The sequence below is a fragment of the Nesterenkonia sphaerica genome (genome assembly GCF_005771565.1).
In the GTDB taxonomy this organism is placed as follows: domain Bacteria; phylum Actinomycetota; class Actinomycetes; order Actinomycetales; family Micrococcaceae; genus Nesterenkonia; species Nesterenkonia sphaerica.
On record NZ_VAWA01000003.1, the window covers coordinates 121,309 to 142,854 of the forward strand.

The 21,546-nt window shown below is 64.8% G+C and carries 18 protein-coding genes and 1 tRNA gene; 13 read left to right on the plus strand and 6 right to left on the minus strand.

Going from position 1 to position 21,546, the window contains the following annotated elements; genetic code table 11:
• Positions 1 to 20: 20 nt before the first annotated feature.
• Positions 21 to 1,454 carry an FAD-binding oxidoreductase gene (locus FEF27_RS03465; protein WP_138169442.1) on the plus strand — a complete coding sequence of 478 codons (1,434 nt, stop codon included), beginning with the start codon at positions 21 to 23 and terminating at the stop codon, positions 1,452 to 1,454.
• On the opposite strand, the gene FEF27_RS03470 is transcribed toward FEF27_RS03465, so the two are convergent.
• Positions 1,408 to 3,264 carry an FAD/NAD(P)-binding protein gene (locus FEF27_RS03470; RefSeq protein WP_166429895.1) on the minus strand — a complete coding sequence of 619 codons (1,857 nt, stop codon included), beginning with the start codon at positions 3,262 to 3,264 and terminating at the stop codon, positions 1,408 to 1,410. The two genes, FEF27_RS03465 and FEF27_RS03470, sit on opposite strands and share 47 nt — an antisense overlap.
• A gap of 53 nt (positions 3,265 to 3,317) precedes the next feature.
• Here FEF27_RS03470 and FEF27_RS03475 point away from each other — a divergent pair.
• The 9 genes from FEF27_RS03475 to FEF27_RS03515 all read left to right on the plus strand — a co-directional run bounded on the left by FEF27_RS03475 (position 3,318) and on the right by FEF27_RS03515 (position 12,518).
• Positions 3,318 to 3,409, plus strand: a tRNA-Ser gene (locus FEF27_RS03475).
• Between the two features lie 95 nt (positions 3,410 to 3,504).
• Complete coding sequence (locus FEF27_RS03480) at positions 3,505 to 5,784, plus strand: DNA polymerase III subunit gamma and tau (RefSeq protein ID WP_138169444.1); 2,280 nt, start codon at positions 3,505 to 3,507, stop codon at positions 5,782 to 5,784.
• A gap of 11 nt (positions 5,785 to 5,795) precedes the next feature.
• Complete coding sequence (recR, locus tag FEF27_RS03485) at positions 5,796 to 6,392, plus strand: recombination mediator RecR (protein WP_138169445.1); 597 nt, start codon at positions 5,796 to 5,798, stop codon at positions 6,390 to 6,392.
• A gap of 349 nt (positions 6,393 to 6,741) precedes the next feature.
• Positions 6,742 to 7,716, plus strand: a complete 975-nt coding sequence (locus FEF27_RS03490) for a transporter substrate-binding domain-containing protein (RefSeq protein ID WP_138169446.1) — start codon at positions 6,742 to 6,744, stop codon at positions 7,714 to 7,716.
• Between the two features lie 87 nt (positions 7,717 to 7,803).
• Positions 7,804 to 8,655 carry an amino acid ABC transporter permease gene (locus FEF27_RS03495; RefSeq protein ID WP_138169447.1) on the plus strand — a complete coding sequence of 284 codons (852 nt, stop codon included), beginning with the start codon at positions 7,804 to 7,806 and terminating at the stop codon, positions 8,653 to 8,655.
• Between the two features lie 41 nt (positions 8,656 to 8,696).
• Entirely contained in the window at positions 8,697 to 9,374 is a 678-nt protein-coding gene (locus tag FEF27_RS03500) for an amino acid ABC transporter permease (protein ID WP_138169582.1), read from the plus strand.
• Complete coding sequence (ehuA, locus tag FEF27_RS03505) at positions 9,358 to 10,185, plus strand: ectoine/hydroxyectoine ABC transporter ATP-binding protein EhuA (protein ID WP_138169448.1); 828 nt, start codon at positions 9,358 to 9,360, stop codon at positions 10,183 to 10,185. Before FEF27_RS03500 ends, ehuA begins: the two co-directional genes overlap by 17 nt.
• Before the next feature lie 84 nt (positions 10,186 to 10,269).
• On the plus strand, positions 10,270 to 11,553 hold the full coding sequence (locus FEF27_RS03510) for an aspartate kinase (protein WP_138169449.1): 1,284 nt from the start codon (positions 10,270 to 10,272) through the stop codon (positions 11,551 to 11,553).
• A gap of 50 nt (positions 11,554 to 11,603) precedes the next feature.
• On the plus strand, positions 11,604 to 12,518 hold the full coding sequence (locus FEF27_RS03515) for a 3-methyladenine DNA glycosylase (protein WP_243729007.1): 915 nt from the start codon (positions 11,604 to 11,606) through the stop codon (positions 12,516 to 12,518).
• Here the strand turns inward: FEF27_RS03515 and FEF27_RS03520 are convergent.
• On the minus strand, positions 12,515 to 13,168 hold the full coding sequence (locus FEF27_RS03520; protein ID WP_243729008.1) for an NADPH-dependent F420 reductase: 654 nt from the start codon (positions 13,166 to 13,168) through the stop codon (positions 12,515 to 12,517). The two genes, FEF27_RS03515 and FEF27_RS03520, sit on opposite strands and share 4 nt — an antisense overlap.
• Positions 13,169 to 13,442: 274 nt before the next feature.
• Here FEF27_RS03520 and purS point away from each other — a divergent pair, with 274 nt between their 5' ends.
• The 3 genes from purS to purL are packed head-to-tail and all read left to right on the plus strand — an operon-like array spanning position 13,443 to position 16,804.
• Positions 13,443 to 13,697 (plus strand): phosphoribosylformylglycinamidine synthase subunit PurS, encoded by a 255-nt coding sequence (gene purS / locus FEF27_RS03525; RefSeq protein ID WP_138169451.1) that lies wholly within the window; start codon positions 13,443 to 13,445, stop codon positions 13,695 to 13,697.
• 6 nt (positions 13,698 to 13,703) lie between these two features.
• Positions 13,704 to 14,480 carry a phosphoribosylformylglycinamidine synthase subunit PurQ gene (gene purQ / locus FEF27_RS03530; RefSeq protein WP_138169452.1) on the plus strand — a complete coding sequence of 259 codons (777 nt, stop codon included), beginning with the start codon at positions 13,704 to 13,706 and terminating at the stop codon, positions 14,478 to 14,480.
• Positions 14,477 to 16,804 carry a phosphoribosylformylglycinamidine synthase subunit PurL gene (gene purL, locus FEF27_RS03535; RefSeq protein ID WP_138169453.1) on the plus strand — a complete coding sequence of 776 codons (2,328 nt, stop codon included), beginning with the start codon at positions 14,477 to 14,479 and terminating at the stop codon, positions 16,802 to 16,804. Before purQ ends, purL begins: the two co-directional genes overlap by 4 nt.
• Positions 16,805 to 16,834: 30 nt before the next feature.
• Here purL and FEF27_RS03540 read toward each other — a convergent pair whose 3' ends face one another.
• The 4 genes from FEF27_RS03540 to FEF27_RS03555 all read right to left on the minus strand — a co-directional run bounded on the left by FEF27_RS03540 (position 16,835) and on the right by FEF27_RS03555 (position 21,504).
• The gene (locus tag FEF27_RS03540; protein ID WP_243729010.1) at positions 16,835 to 17,686 is read right to left on the minus strand and encodes an aldo/keto reductase; all 852 of its coding nucleotides are present in this window, start codon (positions 17,684 to 17,686) and stop codon (positions 16,835 to 16,837) included.
• 10 nt (positions 17,687 to 17,696) lie between these two features.
• Positions 17,697 to 18,917 (minus strand): cysteine desulfurase-like protein, encoded by a 1,221-nt coding sequence (locus tag FEF27_RS03545; protein ID WP_138169454.1) that lies wholly within the window; start codon positions 18,915 to 18,917, stop codon positions 17,697 to 17,699.
• Positions 18,918 to 18,928: 11 nt separating this feature from the next.
• Complete coding sequence (locus FEF27_RS03550) at positions 18,929 to 19,405, minus strand: flavodoxin domain-containing protein (protein WP_138169455.1); 477 nt, start codon at positions 19,403 to 19,405, stop codon at positions 18,929 to 18,931.
• 152 nt (positions 19,406 to 19,557) lie between these two features.
• On the minus strand, positions 19,558 to 21,504 hold the full coding sequence (locus FEF27_RS03555) for an NHL domain-containing thioredoxin family protein (RefSeq protein ID WP_138169456.1): 1,947 nt from the start codon (positions 21,502 to 21,504) through the stop codon (positions 19,558 to 19,560).
• Positions 21,505 to 21,546 lie beyond the last annotated feature (42 nt).

Genomic DNA, 21,546 nt, shown 5'->3' on the forward strand with positions numbered 1-21,546 from the left:
CATAGGAGGCAGCGGATTCCATGCAGACTCCACCAATCGCTGAGCCGGAGCCGCCGGTGCTTCATGCACTGCGTGCAGAACTGGGCAGCAGTGTCTCGACTGACCCGAATTGGACCTCCACCCGGGCGCACGACCGCTCCCACCACAGCTCGGCCCCGCCCCTGGCGGTGGTCCAGGCAGCCAGCACGGCAGAGGTCTCCTCAGCACTGCGGATCTGTCATGAGCATCAGACCCCGGTGGTGCCGCGGGGAGCCGGCACTGGGCTGGAGGGCGGAGCGAATACGACGGCCGACAGCATCTGCCTTGACCTTTCGGCCATGCGGCGGATCCGCACCATCGCGGCCGATGACCTCTACGCCACCGTCGAGGCCGGGGTGATGAAGTCTGGCCTCAACGCGGCCCTGCAGGAGTACGGCCTGCAGTTCGCAGCTGGCCCCGGAGTTGATGCCAGTGTCGGCGGCATGGTGGCCACCTCGGCCAGCGGCACCACCGCAGTCCACTACGGCACGGTGAAAGAGAATGTGCTTGCGCTGACGGTGGTTCTGGCCGACGGCTCGGTGATCACCACCGGAGCCACCACCAAGAAGACTTCGTCCGGGTACGACCTCACGCACCTGTTCGTAGGTTCTGAAGGGACCTTGGGCGTGATCACGGAGGCCACTGTCAGCCTCCACCCCCTCCCCGCAGCGACCAAGGTGGGCGTCTGGTCCTGCACCTCGCTGCACCACGCCGTGGAGCTGGTGGTCGCCGCCCTTCGATCCTCCCTTCGCCTGAGCCGGGTGGAACTGTTGGACCGTCTCACGGTGGACGCCCTGGCCCGATATTCCGGTTTTGCCGCGCCGGTCACTGAAACGCTCATGATCGAATTCGTGGGAGCTGGTGCGGAGGTGGAGAGCCAGTACGCGCGCTTCGCTGACCTTGCAGCGCGGCACGACGCCGCCGAGTTCGCCTCCACCAGTGACCCGGAGGAAGCTCAGCAACTGTGGCAGGCACGTCATGACGCGCTTCCGGCCGCACTTGCACTCGTCCCCGGTGCCGCTCCGCTGCCGACGGATGTCTGCGTCCCCATCTCCCAGCTGCCGGCGTGCATCCTCGCCACCCAGCAGGACATCGAGGCGACCGGACTGACTGCGCCTATCGTTGGCCACGTCGGCGACGGCAATTTCCACGTGGCAATCCTGCTCCCGCCGGCAGATGAGCAGGCCCGCCAGCGCGCCCACGAGCTCAACGCGCGGCTGGTGGACCGCGCCCTGGCCGCCGGCGGGACCTGCACCGGTGAGCATGGGGTCGGGCTCGGCAAAGTCGAGGCGATGGCCAAGGAGCACGCGGCCGGGGTCGCGACGATGCGCACCATCAAAGCTGCACTGGACCCCCGAGGGGTCCTCAATCCAGGAAAGGTGCTCGCCGCTAGCCGTACACCGGGTCCAGCCGCTGCGCCATCGCATCCGAACTGAGCCCTCGGAGCACCTCTGCGGCTGCAGCATCCGCATCTGCCAACGCGCGAGCGGAGCCGGTGGTGTCTCCGCCTGATTCTGCGGCGATGGCAGTCCCCCACTGGACCGACGCCAGCTGCAGGCCCAGCACATAGATCCGCCCGGCGGTGCCGTCGGCGTGCAAGAGCCGGTGCGGTGCGCCGGTGACCTGGAATCCTTTGTGCACATGGGCCTGGCCGGCCGACTCAATGACCGCCGGCGCCGCGAGACCCTCGGCCAGCAGCCCCCGGACCAGCGGAGAGCGCGCCTGGGTGATGCGGTTCGGGGGCATCATCGCCTCGATCATGTGGGATGCCTGGTAGCGAGCACTCTGGACTGCCGGCGAGTCCGCGATGAAGGTTCCGCGGGTGCTGTCCACGCCATAGACCGGCTCTGGCCCGAGGAACTCCACAACGCCAGCCCGGGCAAGGGCGGCAAGCTCCTCGATTCGCTGCAGCGGCGGCCCCGAGGCCAGGCCCTCCACCATGGGTTCGAACCACCCTTCCACGTCCCGCAGGACCGACTCGGAGCGGATCCGGTTATCCGCGACGAGTTTCTTCACCTCGAGCCGTGCGGCGTGCAGGGCGTTGATCGCCATCTTCTCCGGCGATCCGGCCGCAGCGGCTGAGGCCGAGGCATCATCTTCAAGCCACTGCCGCAGGGTCTGCTGATACTCCTCGGAAGAGGACCAGCTTCGGTGTTGAAAGGGCATGGCGTAGCTGGTGATGTCGAAATCTCCGGCTCCGCCAAAACTGGCGTAGGTGGAGCAGACGTCGCGTTCAATCAGCGGCCACAGCTGAGTGGCGAAATCCAGTTCCGCGCGCGTGGTCAGGAGGGAATCCAGGGCGCGCGGAGTCAGGTGCTTCAGCTCAATTTCCGCGGGGACAAATCCCGGGGCCACCGTTTTCGCCCGATAGGGCGTTCCGCGCCGCGACCCGGCGATCAGATGAGGCTCTTCGCCGCACGGGTCGTAGGTGTAGCGCTTCCCCGGTGCGGGGTCCGGATTCAATCGGAACTGGCCGCCGCGTCCGGCGGTGACCTGGATCATCAGGTCGAAAAAGTTAAGCCCCAGACCGCGCACCAAGACGTTCTGGCCCGCGCCGAAAACGCCGTAGTCCACATCCGTGGGGATGGCGGGGCCCTGATAGTGCAGGTCGTGCTGCCGGGCCTGCGCGGCAAGATGCGCTGGACCAGAGGCCAATTCGGCTTCCAGGTGACCTAAGGCAAGGACCACAGCGTCGGCGTCGTGGTGCTTCCCTGCGGCGCTGAGCAGGTACCGATCCTCCTGTGGGCTCAGCGCAGTGACTTCTGCCCTGATGTGTTCCACAGCCACCCCCCTGCCGCGCAGGTGCGCCGAGACCTCTTTATTGAGCCAGGCCAGGTAGGTGCCGTACTGGCTGCGAGTGGGGTAGGAGTCGGCGTCGTCGTCAAACCCACCGGGAGCGCAGAACTCCAGGAAGCTGATGGAGCATGACGACGCCGGTAGGCACAACCGGGTGCTCCCTGAGGGCGCCGCCGTCGGGAAGGACGCGGGAGTGTTCATCAAGTAGAGCGGGGACTGTGCCGGGTCCCAGACGCGGCCCGGCCCGTGCGGCGCCGGATCGAAGACCTTCACCTTGAGCCCGCGACGCTGGCCGGGGCTGCAGCGTTCGACGTGGGCCAAGAGTCGTTCAAGAAACGAGGTGCCCCGAGGGCCGGCCCCGACCACAGCGATCACATACTCGTGCTGATTGCTCACCAGCTCCACATTACCGCGTGCCGGGACAGCTGCTACTTTGCTCTGTGCGGCCATGGCCGCTACCCTTGGTACTCGCGTCATGAGCGAATTTCGCACCTGACGCGCCAGGAGGCGTGCCGGAGCGGCCGAACGGACTTCACTGCTAATGAAGGATCCCCTTAACCGGGGATCGGGGGTTCAAATCCCCCCGCCTCCGCCAATTTTTTTGCAAACGTGTGCTCGATCAGGAACCCAGAACTGCACCTCAGCCAGGGGCGTCGCGTCGCCTCTGAGGGAACCGGTAAGGTCTAGTCCGTGAGCACTGCCCTGTATCGCCGCTACCGCCCCGACACCTTCACCGACGTCATTGGGCAGGAGCATGTGACCGCTCCGTTGGTCACCGCACTGGGCAAAGATGCAGTCTCCCACGCTTACCTGTTCTCCGGTCCGCGCGGCTGCGGCAAAACCACCTCGGCACGCATTCTGGCCCGCTGCCTGAACTGCTCCGAGGGCCCGACCGGTCAGCCCTGCGGAAGCTGCGAATCCTGCCGGGACCTGGCCTCCGGCGGCCCGGGTTCCCTTGACGTCATTGAGATCGACGCTGCCTCGCACGGCGGAGTGGACGACGCCCGCGATCTGCGCGAACGAGCCACTTTCGCCCCGGTGCGCGACCGCTACAAGATCTTCATCATCGACGAAGCCCATATGGTCACCGCCGCAGGGTTCAACGCTCTGCTGAAGATCGTCGAAGAGCCGCCGGAACACATCAAGTTCATCTTCGCCACCACGGAGCCGGACAAAGTCATTGGCACCATCCGTTCGCGCACCCACCACTATCCCTTCCGGCTCGTCCCCCCTGAACCGCTCTTGGAATACCTCGAGCGGCTCTGCACGGCGGAGGGCGTCGAGGTGGCACCCGGCGTGCTGCAGCTGGTGCTGCGTGCCGGCGGCGGCTCGGTGCGCGACACCCTCAGCGTGCTCGACCAGCTCATCGCCGGCGCCGAATCGCGCAGCCTGGACTACGACCGTGCGGTCGCGCTGCTGGGCTTCACCCACGCTGCGCTGCTGGACCAGGTGGTCGACGCCGTCTCCGCGCTGGACGGCTCCCAGGCCTTTCTCGTGGTGGATCAGGTGGTGCAGTCCGGACAGGACCCACGCCGCTTCGTGGAGGACCTGCTGGAGCGGCTGCGGGATCTGATCATCGTCAAGTCTGTACCGGATACCCCGCAGGCCATTCTGCGCGGCGTCCCCGAAGACCAGATCCGCATTATGCAGAACCAAGTCGGCAGCATCGGCGCCGCCGAGCTCACCCGCGCCGCCGACATCACTGCGAGTGCGCTCACCGAGATGGTGGGGGCGACGAGCCCCCGGCTCCACCTTGAACTGCTGATGGCACGCCTGCTGCTGCCGCACGCAGAGTCCGGACAGGCCAGCATCGCCGCGCGGTTGGAGCGTCTGGAACGCCGCATGGACTTCACGTCCGGCGCTGGCACCACACCGCCGGGGGAAGCACCGGCCAGCGGGCACCCCGCGGAGCACACGACGCCGCCGACTGCCCCCTCAACCCCGCAGCGTGAGGCCCCGCGCCCCCACGCCCCTGCCCAGGAATCACCGGTGTCACCTCAGCCGGGCCCACCGCAGCCTTCGGCTCCGCAGAGCTCCGCGCCGGCGGCAGCAGGTCAGACCAGCCGCATGCAGCAGGCCTGGCCGGACGTGGTGGAAGCGATGAAGTCCCGCTCCCGGGTGCTCTGGATGCTCGTTAAGGGAAACGTGCAGGTCAGCGGATTCGACGGTGAGAATCTGGCCCTGTCGTTCAGCAATGAGGGAGCGCGGAACACTTTCACCAACCGCGGCGGCGAACAAGCCCTTGCCGGTGCGATCGAGGAAGTCGTCGGCATCCAAGTGCGGTTCAGCCTCGGCGGACAGTCCGCACCGCCGCCGTCACAGTCGCAGCCGCCTGGCGGTGGGCCTGCCCCAAAAGCTGAAGGCCGGACTGCACAGGCAGCTCCGGCCCCGTCCTCCGCAGCACCTGCCGCAGACCGGACCCCGGCGCCCGCACCGGAGGCCGTCCCTGAGCCTCCCGACGACGGATGGGTCCCGCCCACTGAAGAGCCGCCGGACCTCCCTCCACCCGAGTCGGGCTATGCCGCGCCCGCCCACCACGAACCGTCCACTGCAGGTGCGCGTAGTGACTCCCCGAGCCGCTCTGCCCGACGGGTCCCTGACAAACCCGTGGTGCCAGCCTTCGCCAGGAGATCCCCCGGTGGCCGTGCCCCCCGTCCCGAGACGCAGAACAACCCCGCGACCCCGCCTGGGGGACACAGTCTCGACGGGCCCGGCGCAGATATCCGGCATCGGCTCGCCTCACGGCAGCCCGCCCCCGGTGGGGCAGCGTCACACAATGGTGCGGCCCTGGCCGACCACCCCACGGCACCCCCGGACTGGGCGGAGGCCCAGCCCCCCTCGGCGACTGCTGAAGATATTGCCAGCGATGACGATGCGGAACTGGAACACTCATCGGTCTTCGGCCGAAAAGCCATTGAGCGGATCCTTGACGGCGTGCTCATTGAGGAACGCCCTCTCAATGAGCCGTAGACTGGTCCATTGTGTATGAAGGTGCCGTCCAAGACCTGATCGATGAGCTGGGTCGTCTTCCCGGCATCGGGCCCAAATCCGCCCAGCGAGTGGCTTTCCACATCCTTGAAGGCGACCCTGACGACATGCGTCGGCTCGCTGAGGCCATCCGGACTGTCAAAGACAAGGTCCAGTTCTGCGAAGTCTGCTTCAACGTCTCGGAGGACACGCTCTGCCGAATCTGCCAAGACACTCGGCGTGACCCCTCTGCCTTGTGCGTAGTCGAGGAGTCCAAGGACGTGATGGCCATCGAACGCACCCGCAGCTTCCGGGGCAGGTACCACGTGCTGGGTGGGGCCATCAATCCGATCGCTGGTGTGGGTCCGGACCAGTTGCACATCAGACAGCTGCTGAACCGTCTCTCCGACGAGACCATCCAAGAAGTCATCATCGCCACCGACCCCAACTTGGAAGGCGAGGCGACCGCCACATACCTGGTGCGCATGCTGGGGTCGCTGGGCATCCGGATCACCCGTCTGGCCTCCGGGCTGCCAGTGGGCGGAGATCTCGAATACGCCGATGACGTCACCCTCGGACGCGCTTTCGAGGGACGCACCGCCCTCGGCTGAGCCCACCACCCGACCAGGCGCGCGGCACGACAGAAAAATTTATCGACTTGTAATGTGCCGTGACGGCACGGGACATAGCTGCTCAGAATTTTAGGCAGTGCTGCCCAGAGATCACGCGGTTCGTGGGCCATGAGTCATCGCTGCATCCGCACATCGCCAAAACTCCTGACCCCCCGAAATGCGGATGGAATCCGACTCAATCAGTTTGTAAAACCTTGGTAAATCCTTAGCGTAGGGGTAGATGTTCCCTGAACGCGGTCGTAGCATTGTCAACAACCGCAAGGTTGCACCGGCATGTTCACGCTAATTCCAGACGACACCACTGATGAAGAAACTGAGGTACCAACTGATGAGCTTCACATCTTCCACACTGCGCGCCGGAGCCCTCTCCGCTGCTGCGCTGCTCGTTCTGACCGCCTGCGGTGACAACGGCGACGACGCCGCCGAAGACCCGGACGAGGCAGATGGCGCAACCGAAGAGAACGGCGACGCCGCGGACACTGAAGACGGTGCCGAAGACGACGCCACCGATGCCGAGGACGACGCGGCTGATGCCAGCGGTGAGACGCTGACCATCTCACTGTTCGGGGAAGAGCCCTACTCCTGGATTGACTCAGAGACCGGCGAACCCACCGGCGCGACGATCGCTGTGGCGGAGGAAATCTTCGTTGAGCGACTGGGATACGACGTCGAGTTCGAAGAAGAGCCCAACTGGGACAACCTGATCCCCGGATTGGGCGCGGGACACTGGGATGTGGTCTCTGCCGGGATGTCCATCAATTCTGACCGCTGCGCCGAGGCGGCCTTCGGTGAGCCGGAACTGGTGTACACCACAGCATTCCTCGTAGAGGAGGGCAACCCCGCAGGGGTACAGAATTTTGAGGATCTGGTGGATGCGGACCTGGACGTCGTCGCGCTCAGCGGCGCCGTGGAATCCGGTTGGATGGATGAAGTCGGAGTGGACCATGACACGGTCGACAGTGCCGCTGACGGAATCGATTTCGTCGACGGTGGCCGGGCCGATGTCTTCGCCCTGACCGCGATCTCGCTGGAGGCGATGGCCGGAGACGCTGACGGTCTCGAGGTCACCGACTCCTTCGCCCACGAACTCTCCGTCGGCGCCCACGCTTTCCGCCTGGACGATCAGGATCTGATCGACGAGTTCAACGAGCAGCTGGCTGAGCTGATGGACTCCGGAGAGTACCTCGAGCTGGTCAGCGAGTTCGGCTTCACGGAGGATGAGATGCCCCCGAGCGGTCTGACGGCACAGGAACTGTGCGAGGAGGATCCGCAGGAGCTCACCGAGCAGTATCTCGACGACTGAACCCTCAGCCGTCCTGAGGTTGCGGCCGGCGCCGGTGCGGCCCGGCCGCAACCTCTGTCACTCCACCGCTGACTGAGGGGACAACCTATGGAATTCTTCGAAGACTGGCCGCAGTACTTCGAAGTGGTGATCAACTGGTCCGACCGACTGATGGCTGGACTGTGGACCACCATCCAGCTCACCCTGTTCGGCGGACTGCTGGCATTTGTGGTCGCTGTGACCCTGGGACTGCTCGCTGGCAGCCCGCACCGATGGATGCGCATACCGGCTCGCATCCTCATCGAGTTCTTCCGCGGCATCTCCCTGGTCGTGCTGCTGTTCTGGCTGATGTTCGTCCTGCCGCAGATCTGGATGCGAAACCCGGATCTGCCGTTCCGGGACCTGGTCTACAACACCTTCCTGCTGGGCGTAATTGCCTTGGGCGTCAACTACGGGGCATACGGCGCGGAGGCGGTGCGCGCCTCCTTGACCACTGTGCCTTCCGGGCAGTGGGAGGCGACCACCGCGCTGTCGATGTCCTGGCCCCATAAGATGCGCCGGATCATCTTCCCGCAGGCGTGGGCGCTGATGCTGCCGTCCTTGGCGAACCTGTGGGTGCACCTGCTCAAGGGCAGCGCCATCGCCTACATCATGCCTTTTGTCAGTGACTTCACTGCGGAGCTGAACCAGCTGCGCAGGCCCACCGACATCTGGTTCTCTCACGCCTTCATCGGCCTGATCGTCTACTTCCTCCTTGCACTGATCCTCACCATCTTCATGCAAGCTCTCGAGGCCCGAGCCAAGCACAAACTCGGACGCGGTCCGTCTCTGAAGGAGATCCTCTCCCCCGCACCGAAGGCCGTCGTCCCGGAAGGTTCGGGCGTGAAGATCGCTGACTCCGAGCAAGAAGCTGCCGGTGCGGGTTCCGCTCCGGCGAAGCCGGAAGGGGGTGTGCGATGATCTTGAACCTCACTCAGGCTGCTGAGATTGACGATCCCTCGATGGTCGACGAGGAGGAGGTGCGCCGCAGCCCCTTCTGGGACTGGGACTTCGCCTTCGATGCCTTCCCGGACATCTTCATGGCCTTCTTGGAAGTCACGCTCCTGGTCACCGTGATCGGCTCCCTGCTGGCAGCAGTGCTCGGGCTGGTCATCGCAATTCTCATTATGGTGCTGCCCAAACCTTTGGCGTGGCTGGTCCGCTGGGTGGCCAACTTCATTCGGATGACCCCCATCGTGGTGCAGCTGATCTTCGTCTTCTGGGCTTTCGTATGGATGGATGCACTGACTATCGGCATCATTGTCTTCGGCGTCCACTATGCGACCTACATGTCGGAGGTCTACCGCGCTGGCATCGAGTCAGTTCCCCGGGGTCAGTGGGAGGCCACCACTGCGCTGTCGATGTCGGCGGGACGCACCTGGCGCAAAGTCGTCATCCCTCAGGCGCTGCGCTCCACCGTGCCCTCGCTGGGCAACTACGCCATTTCCATGTTCAAGGACACACCATTTCTCCTGGTCATCGGCGTCGCAGAGATGGTCACTGTCGCCGGAGAGAGGGGTGCCCCGGTCTTCCGCACCACCGAGGTGTACACCATCGCCGGACTGCTCTTCCTCGCTGCCAGCTACCCCACCGCCGTTCTCATCAACCGATTGGAGAAGCGTCTTGCCTACGCCCACTGATGCTGCCGGCTCCGAGCCCGGAGCTGCGGCGTCGTCCGCACCCACTCCAGTGATCGAGTTTGTCGACGTCGAGAAGAGCTTTGGGAACAACGTGGTCCTGAAGGACCTGAACTTCCAGGTGGCCCGCGGTGAGCGGGTGACGCTGATCGGCCCCTCCGGCTCAGGCAAGACCACGATCCTTCGGCTGGTGATGACCCTGGAGGAGCTCACCGGCGGGTACATCTACATCGACGGCCAACCGCTGACTCACCACAAGCGGGACGGCAAACGAGTGCCGGTGTCGAAGAAGGAACAGAAGCGACTGCGCACCCGGATCGGCATGGTTTTTCAGCAGTTCAACCTTTTTCCCAATATGACGGTACTGGAAAACATCATTGAGGCGCCGATTCATGTGCTGGGTCGGAGCAAGAAGGATGCGATCGCCAAGGCGCATTCACTGCTGGAACAGGTGGGACTTCCGGAGAAGGCTGATTCCCACCCCAGCAGCCTTTCCGGAGGACAGCAGCAGCGCGTGGCGATCGCCCGCGCCCTGGCCATGGACCCGGAGATCCTGCTGCTGGACGAGGTCACCTCCGCCCTCGATCCGGAGGTGGTCGACGATGTGCTCAACATCCTCCGTGAAGTGGCAGACACCACCAATGTGACCATGCTCATCGTCACCCATGAGATGGGCTTCGCCCGGGATGTCAGCCACAAAGTGATGATGTTCGACGGCGGCCACGTGGTGGAGGAGGGTCCCCCGGATAAGATCTTCACCAACCCTGAGCAGGAGCGGACCCGGAAGTTTCTCTCCGCGGTGCTCGGACACTGAGCACGTCATCACCAACCAGTTGTCACCGCCTAGACTGGTGACAAGCACACCAATCAACCTCACTGGGAGTGGGCAAGTACCTCTATGAGTCTGATAGTTCAGAAATACGGCGGATCCTCTGTGCAGGACGCCGAGTCCATCAAACGTGTCGCCCGGCGTATCGTGGAGACCAAGAACGCCGGGAACCAGGTGGTAGTGGTGGTCTCCGCGATGGGCGACACCACTGACGACCTGCTGGACCTGGCGGGAGCGATCTCTGCGAAACCGCCCCTGCGGGAGATGGACATCCTGCTCTCATCCGGAGAGCGCATGTCCATGGCGCTGCTGGCCATGGCGATTCACGAACTGGGTGAGACCGCGCAGTCCTTCACCGGCTCCCAGGCCGGTATGATCACCGACGCCATTCACGGCAAGGCCCGGATCATCGAGGTCTCTCCGCTGCGTGTCCAAGAGGCCGTCGACACCGGCCACGTCGGTATCGTGGCCGGTTTCCAGGGGATGAGCAGGGAGTCCCGCGACATCACCACTATGGGCCGCGGAGGGTCCGACACCACTGCGGTGGCCCTGGCAGCTGCCCTGGGAGCCGACGTGTGTGAGATCTACACCGACGTCGACGGTGTCTTCACCGCCGATCCTCGGGTAGTCCCCACCGCACGGAAGATCGACTCCATCTCCAGCGAAGACATGCTGGAGATGGCCGCAGCCGGCACCAAGGTGCTGCACCTGCGCAGTGTGGAGTACGCCAGGCGCTTCGGCGTGAAAATGCACGTGCGCTCCTCCTTCTCACAGAAGGAGGGCACTTGGGTCATCCCCGACGAATCAGACAAAGTCAGCATTAAGGAAGGCGAACCCTTGGAACAGCCCATCATCTCCGGAGTCTCCCACGACGACACCGAAGGCAAGCTGACCATCACTGGTGTCCCCGATGTGCCGGGCAAAGCTGCCGAGATCTTCAATCACATTGCTGAGGCTGGCATCAACATCGACATGATTGTCCAGGACGTCTCCATGGAGACACAGACCACGAACATCTCCTTCACCCTGCCCGGTGCTGATGGAGACAAAGCCCAGCGCATCCTGCTGGAGCACAAGGACGCCATCGGTTTCGAGAGCCTGGACTTCGTTCCCCAGGTCGGGAAGGTGTCACTGATCGGTGGGGGCATGCGCAATCACCCAGGCGTCTCGGCCCGGTTCTTCACCGCGCTGCGGGATGCCGGGATCAACATCGGGCTGATCTCCACCTCGGAGATCCGGGTCTCAGTCATCACCGATGTGGAGCTGCTGAAGCAGGCCGTGCAGGCGATCCACACTGCGTTCGATCTGGACTCTGACGAAGAGGCGAAGGTTTACGCCGGCACCGGCCGCTGAGTCTCTCCCGCTCCAGCGCTGTCCGGCAGCGCCGGTACCGTAGAGGGTCTATGTCTGAGTCTTCTTCCCCTCCGCAGGTGCTCTCCCTTCAACAGCACCGTCTGCGAAGCGGGGAGCACCAGCGCGCCGTGCACCGGTACACGCAAGGGTTCCTGGCCCGGCGCCCGGTCGGAAAGCAGCACCCGGTGGAGGACTTTCTGTTCACCTACTACTCCGTCAAACCCGGGCAGCTGGCGCGTTGGCATCCGGGGCTGGGGACCGTGCTGCAGGGGGCGGGAGATACCGAGTGCGCCGACTGGCGGTTCTACACCACCGTGGATGACGGCACCAGCGCCGGCGGTGTCACCGTTGATGCTGAGCGCTTCAGCACAGAACGTGCCTCCATCATCCGCTACGCCCGGAGCCTGCTGAGCGCCACCGCAGACCGCCCGGCGCAGCTGGGGTGCTTCGGCCTGCATGAGTGGGCGATGGTCTACCGTTCGGCTGACCACGGACAGCGCCACGGGCACGTCCCGCTGCGGCTCGGTGCCCAGGCAACCGATGAGGTGGTCGAGTCACTGAAGCTCGCCTGCACGCACTTTGACGCCTTCAGGTTCTACACTCCCTCCGCCCGGCCCCTGAACACCCTGCAACCGCGGCGGGAGACTCAGCTCCAGCTCGAGCAGCCTGGATGCCTGCATGCCAATATGGACCTCTACAAATGGGCCTATAAGCTCCTCCCGGCAGTCAGCAGCGGCCTTCTCCTGAAGTGCTTCGACTTAGCCTGGCGCATCCGCGAACTCGACATGCGCGCCTCGCCCTACGACCTCCGCGACTGGGGATACGAACCGGTGCGCATTGAAGAACCCTCCGGCCGCGCAGAATACGTCCGCGCCCAACAGGGGTTCTCTCAGGAGGCACAGCAGCTGCGCGCTGAGTTACTTCAGGTGCTGGATCAGCTGCCCGTGGGGGCGCCTGCGGCCTAGACGCTGACCGGAACACGCCCATACTCAGCCAGCAGCTGGCGCAACTGATCAGCGGTGTGCCGACCGGCGAAGATCTCCGTGCCGTTCTCCAGCGCGTGGCCGGCGGCCAAGGGACCGGCATCGACGGCGTCGTAGCCGAGCGAGTCGATGAACGCGGCCACCAACTGTTTTGCCTCCTCGTCGTCTGCTGCCAGCGCCAGCGCGCGCCGGGTGGGCGTCCCGGCGGGAAGGGCATCCACCTCCAGGTCGTGATACCCGATGTGGTTGAGGGTCTTCACCAGCAGCACCTCCCCGAAGAAGTCGGCGACCACCTCCGAGGTTGAGGGGCCGGATTCGAACTCGTCGAGCACACCGTCCACCGGGGACCAGTAGTTCATCGTGTCGATGACCACATGCCCGGTGAGCACCGCCGTATCAATGCTGCGGTACTTGTGCAGCGGCACCGCGACAACAATAATGTCCGAACCGCGGAGGTCCGGGGCGTCCACCGCCTCAGCGCCGGGCACAATCACCTCGGTGAGCAGCTGAATCTGCCCGGCGGGTTTGCCCGTGGCGATGCGCACCTGATGTCCTGCGCGGACGGCCTGACGGCCGATCGCTGTGCCGACTCGGCCCGCTCCCAGAATCCCGATGCTCAGCTGCTGCGTCACGAAGCTACCTCTCCACTGCATGTTTCAAATTTGAAGAACCACTGTGTGCAACACGGAATCCGCCAGACCTCTTCCCGTGCCACCGCGATTGTGCCCACCGTCACGGACCTCTCGTCCGGTGATCTCATTCTTCAGTGTGATGTTGGCCGCACCCACCGCTGCAGCAGGCGGTACGTTCAGCAACGTGCTGATAAGCCGGTGGCGGCGCGGACCAGGTGCCGCCAGGTAGGATGATGAGCCGGTCCACACTGAACTTCAGCCACAGGAGACACACGTGCCTACGATCCTCGTCGAGGTCATGCCCAAGCCTGAGATCCTGGATCCGCAGGGCAAGGCCATCGCCAACGCCCTCCCCCACCGCGGATTCACCGGCTTCTCCGGGGTTCGCCAGGGCAAGCGGTTCGAGCTCAGCGTCGAGGGCGAGGTCACCGAGGAGCTCCTCGAGTCCGCTCGCGCAGCCGCAGCTGAGATGCTGTCCAATCCGGTGATTGAGGACGTCGTCTCCGTCACTGTTGCTGAGGATCAGTAGTCGCTGATGAGCGCTGAAACTCCTCTCATCGCCGGTGACCCCACACCCCAGGCCGCCCCCCTGTCCGGTGCACGCATCGGCGTGGTCACCTTCCCGGGCACACTTGATGACCGTGACGCCGCTCGCGCCGTGCGGCTGGGCGGTGGTACTGCAGTGCCGCTGTGGCACGCTGATGAATCTCTGCACGGGGTCGACGCCGTGGTCCTGCCCGGTGGCTTCAGCTACGGCGACTACCTGCGCGCCGGTGCCATTGCCCGGTTTGCCCCGGTGATGAGCACCATCATCACCGAAGCAGAGGCGCGCACCGCCTCCCCACTGCCGGTACTGGGCATCTGCAACGGGTTCCAGGTGCTCACAGAAGCACATCTGCTGCCGGGTTCAATGATCAAGAATGACCATCTGAAGTTCATCTGCCGCGACCAGGTACTGCGCGTGGAGAACACCGGCACCGCGTGGACCTCGCAGTTCACTCAGGACGAGCTGATCACCGTGCCCATGAAGAACCAGGACGGCCAGTACGTCGCAGACGACGCCACGCTGAAGAAGTTGGAGGACCAGGGCCGCGTGGTCTTCCGCTACGTGGGCGAATCTCCCAACGGATCCCGGAACGATATTGCCGGTGTGACCAACGAGCGCGGGAATGTGGTGGGCCTGATGCCGCATCCAGAGCACGCCGTGGAGGCCGGATACGGGTCCGACGACGCTACCGGCCTCCGCGAAGGAACTGATGGACTGACGATCTTCACCTCCGTGGTCTCGTCACTGACAGGGGGAAATGCATGAGCGAGTTCAACATTGACACCGTGGAGAACGCCGGTGCCACTCCTGACACGGACCTGCCGTGGGCTGAGCTGGGCCTGAAGCAGGACGAGTACGCCCGCATCCTGGAAATCCTGGGCCGCCGCCCCACCGCCGCGGAGCTGGCCATGTATTCGGTGATGTGGTCCGAGCACTGCTCCTATAAGTCCTCCAAAGTGCACCTGCGCCAGTTTGGCGAGAAGGTGACCGAGGAGATGAAAAAAGACCTCATGGTGGGCATCGGGGAGAATGCCGGGGTCACCGACCTGGGCGACGGCTGGGCCGTCACGTTCAAGATCGAGTCCCACAACCACCCGAGCTTTGTGGAGCCCTACCAGGGTGCGGCGACTGGGATCGGAGGCATCGTCCGCGACATCATCTCCATGGGAGCCCGGCCCGTCGCGGTGATGGATCCGCTGCGTTTCGGAGACATCGATCACCCCGACACTCAGCGTGTGCTGCCGGGGGTGGTGGCCGGCATCGGCGGCTACGGCAACTCTCTGGGCCTGCCGAACGTGGGCGGGGAAGTGGTCTTCGACTCCGTTTACCAGCAGAATCCACTGGTCAATGCGCTGGCTGTCGGCGTGCTCAAACATGAGGACCTGCGTCTGGCCAACGCCTCGGGAGTGGGGAACAAAGTAGTCCTGTTCGGGGCCCGCACCGGCGGCGACGGCATCGGTGGCGCCTCAGTGCTGGCCTCAGAATCCTTCGACGATGCCAAGCCGTCGAAACGCCCCGCCGTGCAGGTCGGCGACCCGTTTGCGGAGAAGGTGCTCATTGAGTGCTGCCTGGAGCTTTTCCACCACAACCTGGTCGAAGGCATCCAAGACCTGGGTGCAGCAGGAATCAGCTGCGCTACCTCAGAGCTGGCCTCCAACGGCGACGGTGGCATGCATGTGGAACTGACCAATGTGCTGCTGCGCGACCCCTCCCTGACCCCCGGGGAGATCCTCATGTCAGAGTCTCAGGAGCGCATGATGGCGGTGGTCACCCCGGACAACGCCGCAGCCTTCGAAACCGTGCTGAGCAAATGGGGCGTGGAATTCTCCTGGCTGGGTGAGGTGACTGACACCGGCCGGCTGATCATCGACTGGGATGGCGAGACCATCGTCGACGTCGACCCCCGCACCGTGGCTCACGACGGCCCCGTCTATGAGCGGCCCTACCACCGCCCGGCATGGCAGGACCAGCTGCAGAGCGCGGCGTTCCGCACCTCCGCGGCGGCGAAGCATTTGCCCGCCACAGCGGAGGAGCTGGGCCAGGCGGTGGTGGAGCTGATGTCCAGCCCCAATATGGCGGACAAGTCCTGGGTCACCGACCAGTTCGACCGCTTCGTAGGCGGAAACACCGCGCTGTCGCAGCCCGATGATGCCGGGGTCATCCGCGTCGATGACACCACCGGACTTGGTGTGGGTTTGGCAACTGACTGCAACGACCGCTACGCCTACCTCGACCCATACCGGGGTGCGCAGCTGGCGCTGGCGGAGGCGTACCGCAACGTGGCCACGGCAGGGGCGGTGCCGTTGGCAGTCAGCGACTGCCTGAACTTCGGCTCCCCGGAGGATCCCGAGATCATGTGGCAATTCGCTGAAGCAGTGCGTGGCCTCTCCGATGCGTGCATGCAACTCGGCATTCCGGTCACAGGCGGCAATGTGAGCCTGTACAACCAGACTGCGGGCCGCGCGATCCACCCCACGCCCGTGGTGGGCGTGCTGGGCAAATTCGACGACGTTTCCCGGCGCACGCCCTCGGGATTCCAGCGATGGGCCGATGGCCAGGCCATCTACCTGCTGGGCACCACTGCCGACGAGCTCGACGGCTCCGAGTTCGCCCGGCTGCGCGGGCATCTGGGCGGTCAGCCTCCGGCAGTGGACCTGGAGGCCGAGAAGACCCTGGGCGATATCCTGATCAACGCCTCGCGAGACGGCATGATCGACGCTGCCCACGACCTCTCCGAAGGAGGTCTGGCTGCCGCGCTGGCGGAGATGAGCCTGCGTTTCGGTGTGGGGTCCAGGACCTCTCTGCACGAGCTGTGCGAACGTGACGGGGTTGATCCGTTCACTGCCCTGTTCAGTGAGTCGCAGGCACGAGTGTTGGTGGCGCTGCCCCGTTCGGAGGAGCTGCGGTTTACCGACATGACCACTGCGCGTGGTTTCCCGGCCCTGCGGCTCGGCGTGGTGGATGCCGAATCCGGCGGCATTGAGGTCACTGGGGCATTTGCTGACGGCAGTTTCGGGATCAGCCTGGACGAGCTCAAGGCGGCGTGGAGCGCGGTTCTCCCGTCGAGATTCGGCGCTGTCGAGGGTTAGTCTGCGCCGCGGGGCGGCACGGTTGACGTCTCAGAACTCCTCGTAGACTGCGGGATCCTGATTCTTCAGCCGTCCGTCGGTGCGGCCGAGCGAGCAGATGCGCTCCACCTGGTCTGTCGAGAGCGCGAAGTCGAAGATGTCCAGATTCTCACGCTGACGCTGGGGATCGGCTGACTTCGGGATGGGGATCGTGCCACGCTGCACGTGCCAGCGCAGCAGCGTCTGCGCCGGGCTCCGCCCCAGCTCGGCTGCGATCTGCGCAATGACGGGCTCATTCCTGATGTCTGAGTGGCGGCCCACTGGGCTCCAGGCCTGCACTGCGATGCCAAGCCGGTGATTTTCCTCGATCGCGTCCGTCTGCGGGAACCATGGGTGGATTTCCAGTTGGTTGACGCTGGGCAGCACACCTGTCTGCCGCTGCAGGGTCGCTATGTGCTCACCGAGGAAGTTGCTGACGCCGATGGAGCGCAGCAGGCCGCGTTCGCGCAGCTCGATCAGCGTCTCCCACGCCTCCACGTATTTTCCCTGCTTGGGGTTGGGCCAGTGAATCAGGCAGAGATCAAAGTACTCCAGCCCGGCCCGGAAGAGCGACTCTTCCACTGCGGCGATCGCCTGCGCCCGCTCGTGATATCTCCCGGGCAGTTTGGTGGTCACTCGCAGCTGAGCCCGCTCCACTGCCGAGGCTGCGATGCCGGCCCCCACTGCGCCTTCGTTCTCATAGTTGTAGGCGGAGTCCAGGAGCCGGTACCCGGAGTTGATTCCGGCGGCAATAGCCTCAGCACCGGCCTGGCCGCGCAGCATGTAGGTGCCCAGGCCGATCATCGGCAGGGTGGTGCCGTCGTTGAGCGTCGTCATCTCAGCCATAGTGTGGTCAGTGCTCATGCGTCCCTCCTCAAGGAATCGCGGCGGAGACTGCGGAGGTGAGGGTCTCCAGCAGTCGGTCGACGTCGTCGTCATTGGTGTAGGGCGCCATCCCGAGCCGGAGCCCGCCGGTGTCAGGCAGGGCGAGCTGACGGAAGGTCTCGTAGGCGTAGAACGACCCAGCTGGGGCCTGAATGTTCGCCCGGTGGAGGGCCGCAGAGACGTCCTGGGCGCGCTGAGCGGAAAAACTGAGAAACAGTGTGGGGGTGCGCCGCTGGGCTTTCGAGTGCACCTCCACGCGCCCATGCAATTCCTGCTGGACCGTCTGCAGAATCCGGGCAGCCAGGGCCTGCTCGTGGGCGTTGATGAGCTCGTGAGCGCGCTTCAGGCGATCCCTCCGCCGCCCAGCCTCACCAGCCAGAGCGGCGATGTAGTCCACCGCGGCGGTGGCTCCGGCCATCACCTCGTAGGGCAGGGTGCCGAATTCGAAACGCTCAGGCACCTGATTCGGAGAAGGCAGCAGCTTCTCCGGGGTGAGGGATTCCAGCACTTGAGGTGCAGCCGCCAGCAGGGCGCAGTGGGGGCCCAAGAACTTGTAGGGTGAGCAGACGAAGAAGTCGGCGCCCAGCGCTGAGATATCGACGTGATGATGGGCGGCATAGTGCACCCCGTCCACATACACCAGAGCGCCGACGCGGTGCGCAGCTTCCGCGATGGCGGCTACGTCGGGGATGGTCCCAATGAGGTTCGAGGCAGCGCTGACTGCGACGAGGCGGGTCGACTCACTCAGTACGGATCCCAGATCAGTGGTGGCCAGCTCGCCGGTGTCTGGGTTCACATCGATCCACCGCAGCCTCGCGCCGACGCGCTCGGCGGCCTGCACCCAGGGCCGCACATTGGAGTCGTGATCCAGTCGGGTGACGACGACTTCATCCCCGGGGCCCCAATCCTGGGACAGATGCTTGGCGAAGTCATAGGTCAGCTGCGTGGCGCTGCGCCCGTAAACAATTCCCCTGGGGTCGGCACCCAACAGGTCTGCGAAGGCCTGTCGGAAGTCCTCGACTACCCGTTCGGCATTGCGCTCCGAGACCGATTGGACACCCCGGTTGGACAGCGGCGCGGTCAGGGTGGAAGCGATCGCCTCCCCGACCTGCCGGGGGGTTTGGGTTCCGCCAGGGGCGTCGAAGAACGCGATACCTGAGTCCAACGCAGGAAAGTCAGCGCGAAGCCGCTCTGTGTCGAGACCCGCCATGATGTCCGGGCTCAGCTGACGCCGTAGGCCAGCAGACCCTCGGCCCAGTCTTCAATGGCCGGCCAATCCCGGAGGTCCGCATCCCTGGGAGCCTGGGCGACCCTGAGCTGGAGCTTTTCAAAGAAGCTGAGCTGGGACTCGTCCATCGCACCGCGGAAGTAAGTGATTTCGCGGTGCGGCAGCCGTTCCAGCTGCGCCACCAGCTTCGGGTCCAAGCTCGGCCCTCCCCCAACAGCAAACAGGAACAGCGGCTTACCCAGCAGCTCCGTACGGTTCGCTTCCAGGAAGAGGGTGCCCTCCTCCAGCAGCTTCTGCCGGTAGACCGGCATACCCACCACGACGTTGTCCGTCTCGTAGAGCCACTTGTCGGCCTCGCCGACGTCTTTGACGTGGGCCTTGACTCCTCGGGCGGCCAGGACTGAGGCGATTCGCTCGCCAATCTCAGCGGTGGAGCCGTGCTTGCTCGCAACGACGACCATAGTGGTCATAGGTTCACGCGCCTTTCGCCGTTATGCCGTGGGTCTGGAAGGTATGTGACTGAGCCTATCCAATTCTGGCAGTTCGGGTGTAGCCCGGCGAGTTCTGCGGCTGGGTTGGCCGCTCCCGTGGCCACAGGGCCGGCTCCGGATTGCGCCGTGCGCTATTTCACGCCGCGCAGGTCCAGGGTGAGCTCGTGGTCACCAGTTTCCTCGAGGACCACTGGGATACCCCAGTCCTGCTGGTACAAGTGGCAGGCGGCGTGCATGGGGATCTCTCCACCGGGGTCACCGTCGCAGGCCGCTGCCCGCGCGGTGATGTGCAGGACTCCTTCGGCGATCTCCCCGTTGAGCTCCAGCGTGCGGTCCAAGCCTTCAGTGGTGCCGGCGCCGGAGAGCAGCAGCTCAGCGGGGGTGGCGGAGACCTGCAGCTGGGTGGGATCACCCCACCGGTGATCGAGCTTCTGCCCGGTAGGGGCTTGGAAACTCACGCTGAGCGCAAATGTTCCGGAGGCGACGGGGGTGCGGGGGCGCTGGGTCTGGGTGGCGCCTTCGTCCACGGTGAGGTATTCCTCCGGAACAGCTATCCGGACCAGCTGGTGAGCGTTGGTCTCCACCACCACCAGAGTGCTGCCGTCAGCGTCGAGCAGGACATCAGAGGGTTCCTTCAGCCCCCGTGCCACAGTGGAGACGGCAGCGGGGACCACCGTGCCGTCTCCGGCGGTGTGCTCAGCTTTGTACCGACGGATGGCCCCGTTGTAAGTGTCGGCGACAAGTACGGAACCGTCAGGCAGGGCGGCCACCCCCAGGGGATGCTGCATCCGTGCCTGGGCAGGCTCCCCATCACGGAAGCCGAAATCGTACAGCCCCTCCCCGATCACCGTTTCCACCGCAGGAGCCGCAATGTTCGCCGAGGTGCGCAGCACGCGGAGGGCGGAGGTCTCCGCGTCGGCGATCCAGAGATCCCCGCGGGCGTCAAGTGCCAGCCCGGAAGTCTGGGCGAACCAGGCCTCCTCCGGCGCCCCGTCAATGAGCCCTTCCAGCCCGGTGCCGGCGTAGACGCCGATGTCGCCACTTGTCGGGTCAAAGGTGAACAGCTGGTGAGTTCCGGCCATCGCCACCACTACCGCACCGAGTTCCTCCGACCACAGGACATCCCACGGGGAGGAGAGTGAGATGTCCTGCGCGGCCGTCCCCAGGGAGCCTATGACCTGGTCGGTGCGTGTACGTTCAGCGTCGAGAAGCCGCTGGACGCCATTGCCTGCCAAGGTGCGAACTTCCCCAGTAGTGGCGTTGATGCCGCGCAGCCGGTGGTTGACCGTATCCGCCACCACGACGTCGTAGCCGACCTGCTCAGCGATGCTCTCCGGCAGCAGGGCCAACCCTTGAGGTTCGTTGAACTGGGCTGCGGCTGCCGCGCCGTCGGCATGACCTTTTTCACCCGAGCCCCAAGCATCGAGAACCGTCTCCAGGTCAGCGTCCAGCTGCACGATTCTGTGATGCCCCGTATCGGCCACCAGAAAGCCTTCTGCCGAGCCGTTGAGCTCCCGGTGGAGCGGAACCGCTTTGCTGGGGAAGCGCAGCGTACGCGAGACCGGTTCCGGGGCCACGTAGGGACCGTCACCGCGGTGCAGTGTGCCCTTGGCCTCGTGCTCGGTGATGAGTTCATCAACTAGGGAGGACAGCCCCGCCACGTGTCCTTCGCCGGAGAGCGACGCCGCGATATACCCTTCCGGATCCACCACCACCAGAGTGGGCCACGCCCGCGCTGAGTACGCCTGCCAGGTGATCAGCTCCGGGTCATCGAGGACGGGGTGCTCAATCTCGTAGCGCTCCACTGCCGCAGCCAGAGCGTCCGGGTCAGCCTCGTGCTCAAATTTGGGCGAGTGGACACCGACGGTGACCAGCACGTCGGCGTACTTCGCTTCGAGGGGCCGCAGCTCATCGAGCACATGCAGACAGTTGATGCAGCAGAAGGTCCAGAAGTCGAGGATGATGATCTTCCCGCGCAGCTGCTCCAGGCTCAGCTGCGTTCCACCGGTGTTGAGCCAGCTACGGCCAAGCAGCTCAGATGCGCGCACTCGGCTGGTGCGCCGGATCGTCTCTGTCATGCGGAAATCCTTCGGACGAAGTCAGGAGCGTCTCTGTCAAGG

Excerpts from the sequence above, each read along its gene's own strand:
- FEF27_RS03465 (WP_138169442.1), top strand. The coding sequence starts at position 21 with ATGCAGACTCCACCAATCGCTGAGCCGGAGCCGCCGGTGCTTCATGCA.
- FEF27_RS03470 (WP_166429895.1), bottom strand. The coding sequence starts at position 3,264 with ATGGCCGCACAGAGCAAAGTAGCAGCTGTCCCGGCACGCGGTAATGTG.
- FEF27_RS03490 (WP_138169446.1), top strand. The coding sequence starts at position 6,742 with ATGAGCTTCACATCTTCCACACTGCGCGCCGGAGCCCTCTCCGCTGCT.
- FEF27_RS03495 (WP_138169447.1), top strand. The coding sequence starts at position 7,804 with ATGGAATTCTTCGAAGACTGGCCGCAGTACTTCGAAGTGGTGATCAAC.
- FEF27_RS03500 (WP_138169582.1), top strand. The coding sequence starts at position 8,697 with ATGGTCGACGAGGAGGAGGTGCGCCGCAGCCCCTTCTGGGACTGGGAC.
- FEF27_RS03510 (WP_138169449.1), top strand. The coding sequence starts at position 10,270 with ATGAGTCTGATAGTTCAGAAATACGGCGGATCCTCTGTGCAGGACGCC.
- FEF27_RS03515 (WP_243729007.1), top strand. The coding sequence starts at position 11,604 with ATGTCTGAGTCTTCTTCCCCTCCGCAGGTGCTCTCCCTTCAACAGCAC.
- purQ (WP_138169452.1), top strand. The coding sequence starts at position 13,704 with ATGAGCGCTGAAACTCCTCTCATCGCCGGTGACCCCACACCCCAGGCC.
- purL (WP_138169453.1), top strand. The coding sequence starts at position 14,477 with ATGAGCGAGTTCAACATTGACACCGTGGAGAACGCCGGTGCCACTCCT.
- FEF27_RS03540 (WP_243729010.1), bottom strand. The coding sequence starts at position 17,686 with ATGAGCACTGACCACACTATGGCTGAGATGACGACGCTCAACGACGGC.
- FEF27_RS03545 (WP_138169454.1), bottom strand. The coding sequence starts at position 18,917 with ATGGCGGGTCTCGACACAGAGCGGCTTCGCGCTGACTTTCCTGCGTTG.
- FEF27_RS03550 (WP_138169455.1), bottom strand. The coding sequence starts at position 19,405 with ATGACCACTATGGTCGTCGTTGCGAGCAAGCACGGCTCCACCGCTGAG.
- FEF27_RS03555 (WP_138169456.1), bottom strand. The coding sequence starts at position 21,504 with ATGACAGAGACGATCCGGCGCACCAGCCGAGTGCGCGCATCTGAGCTG.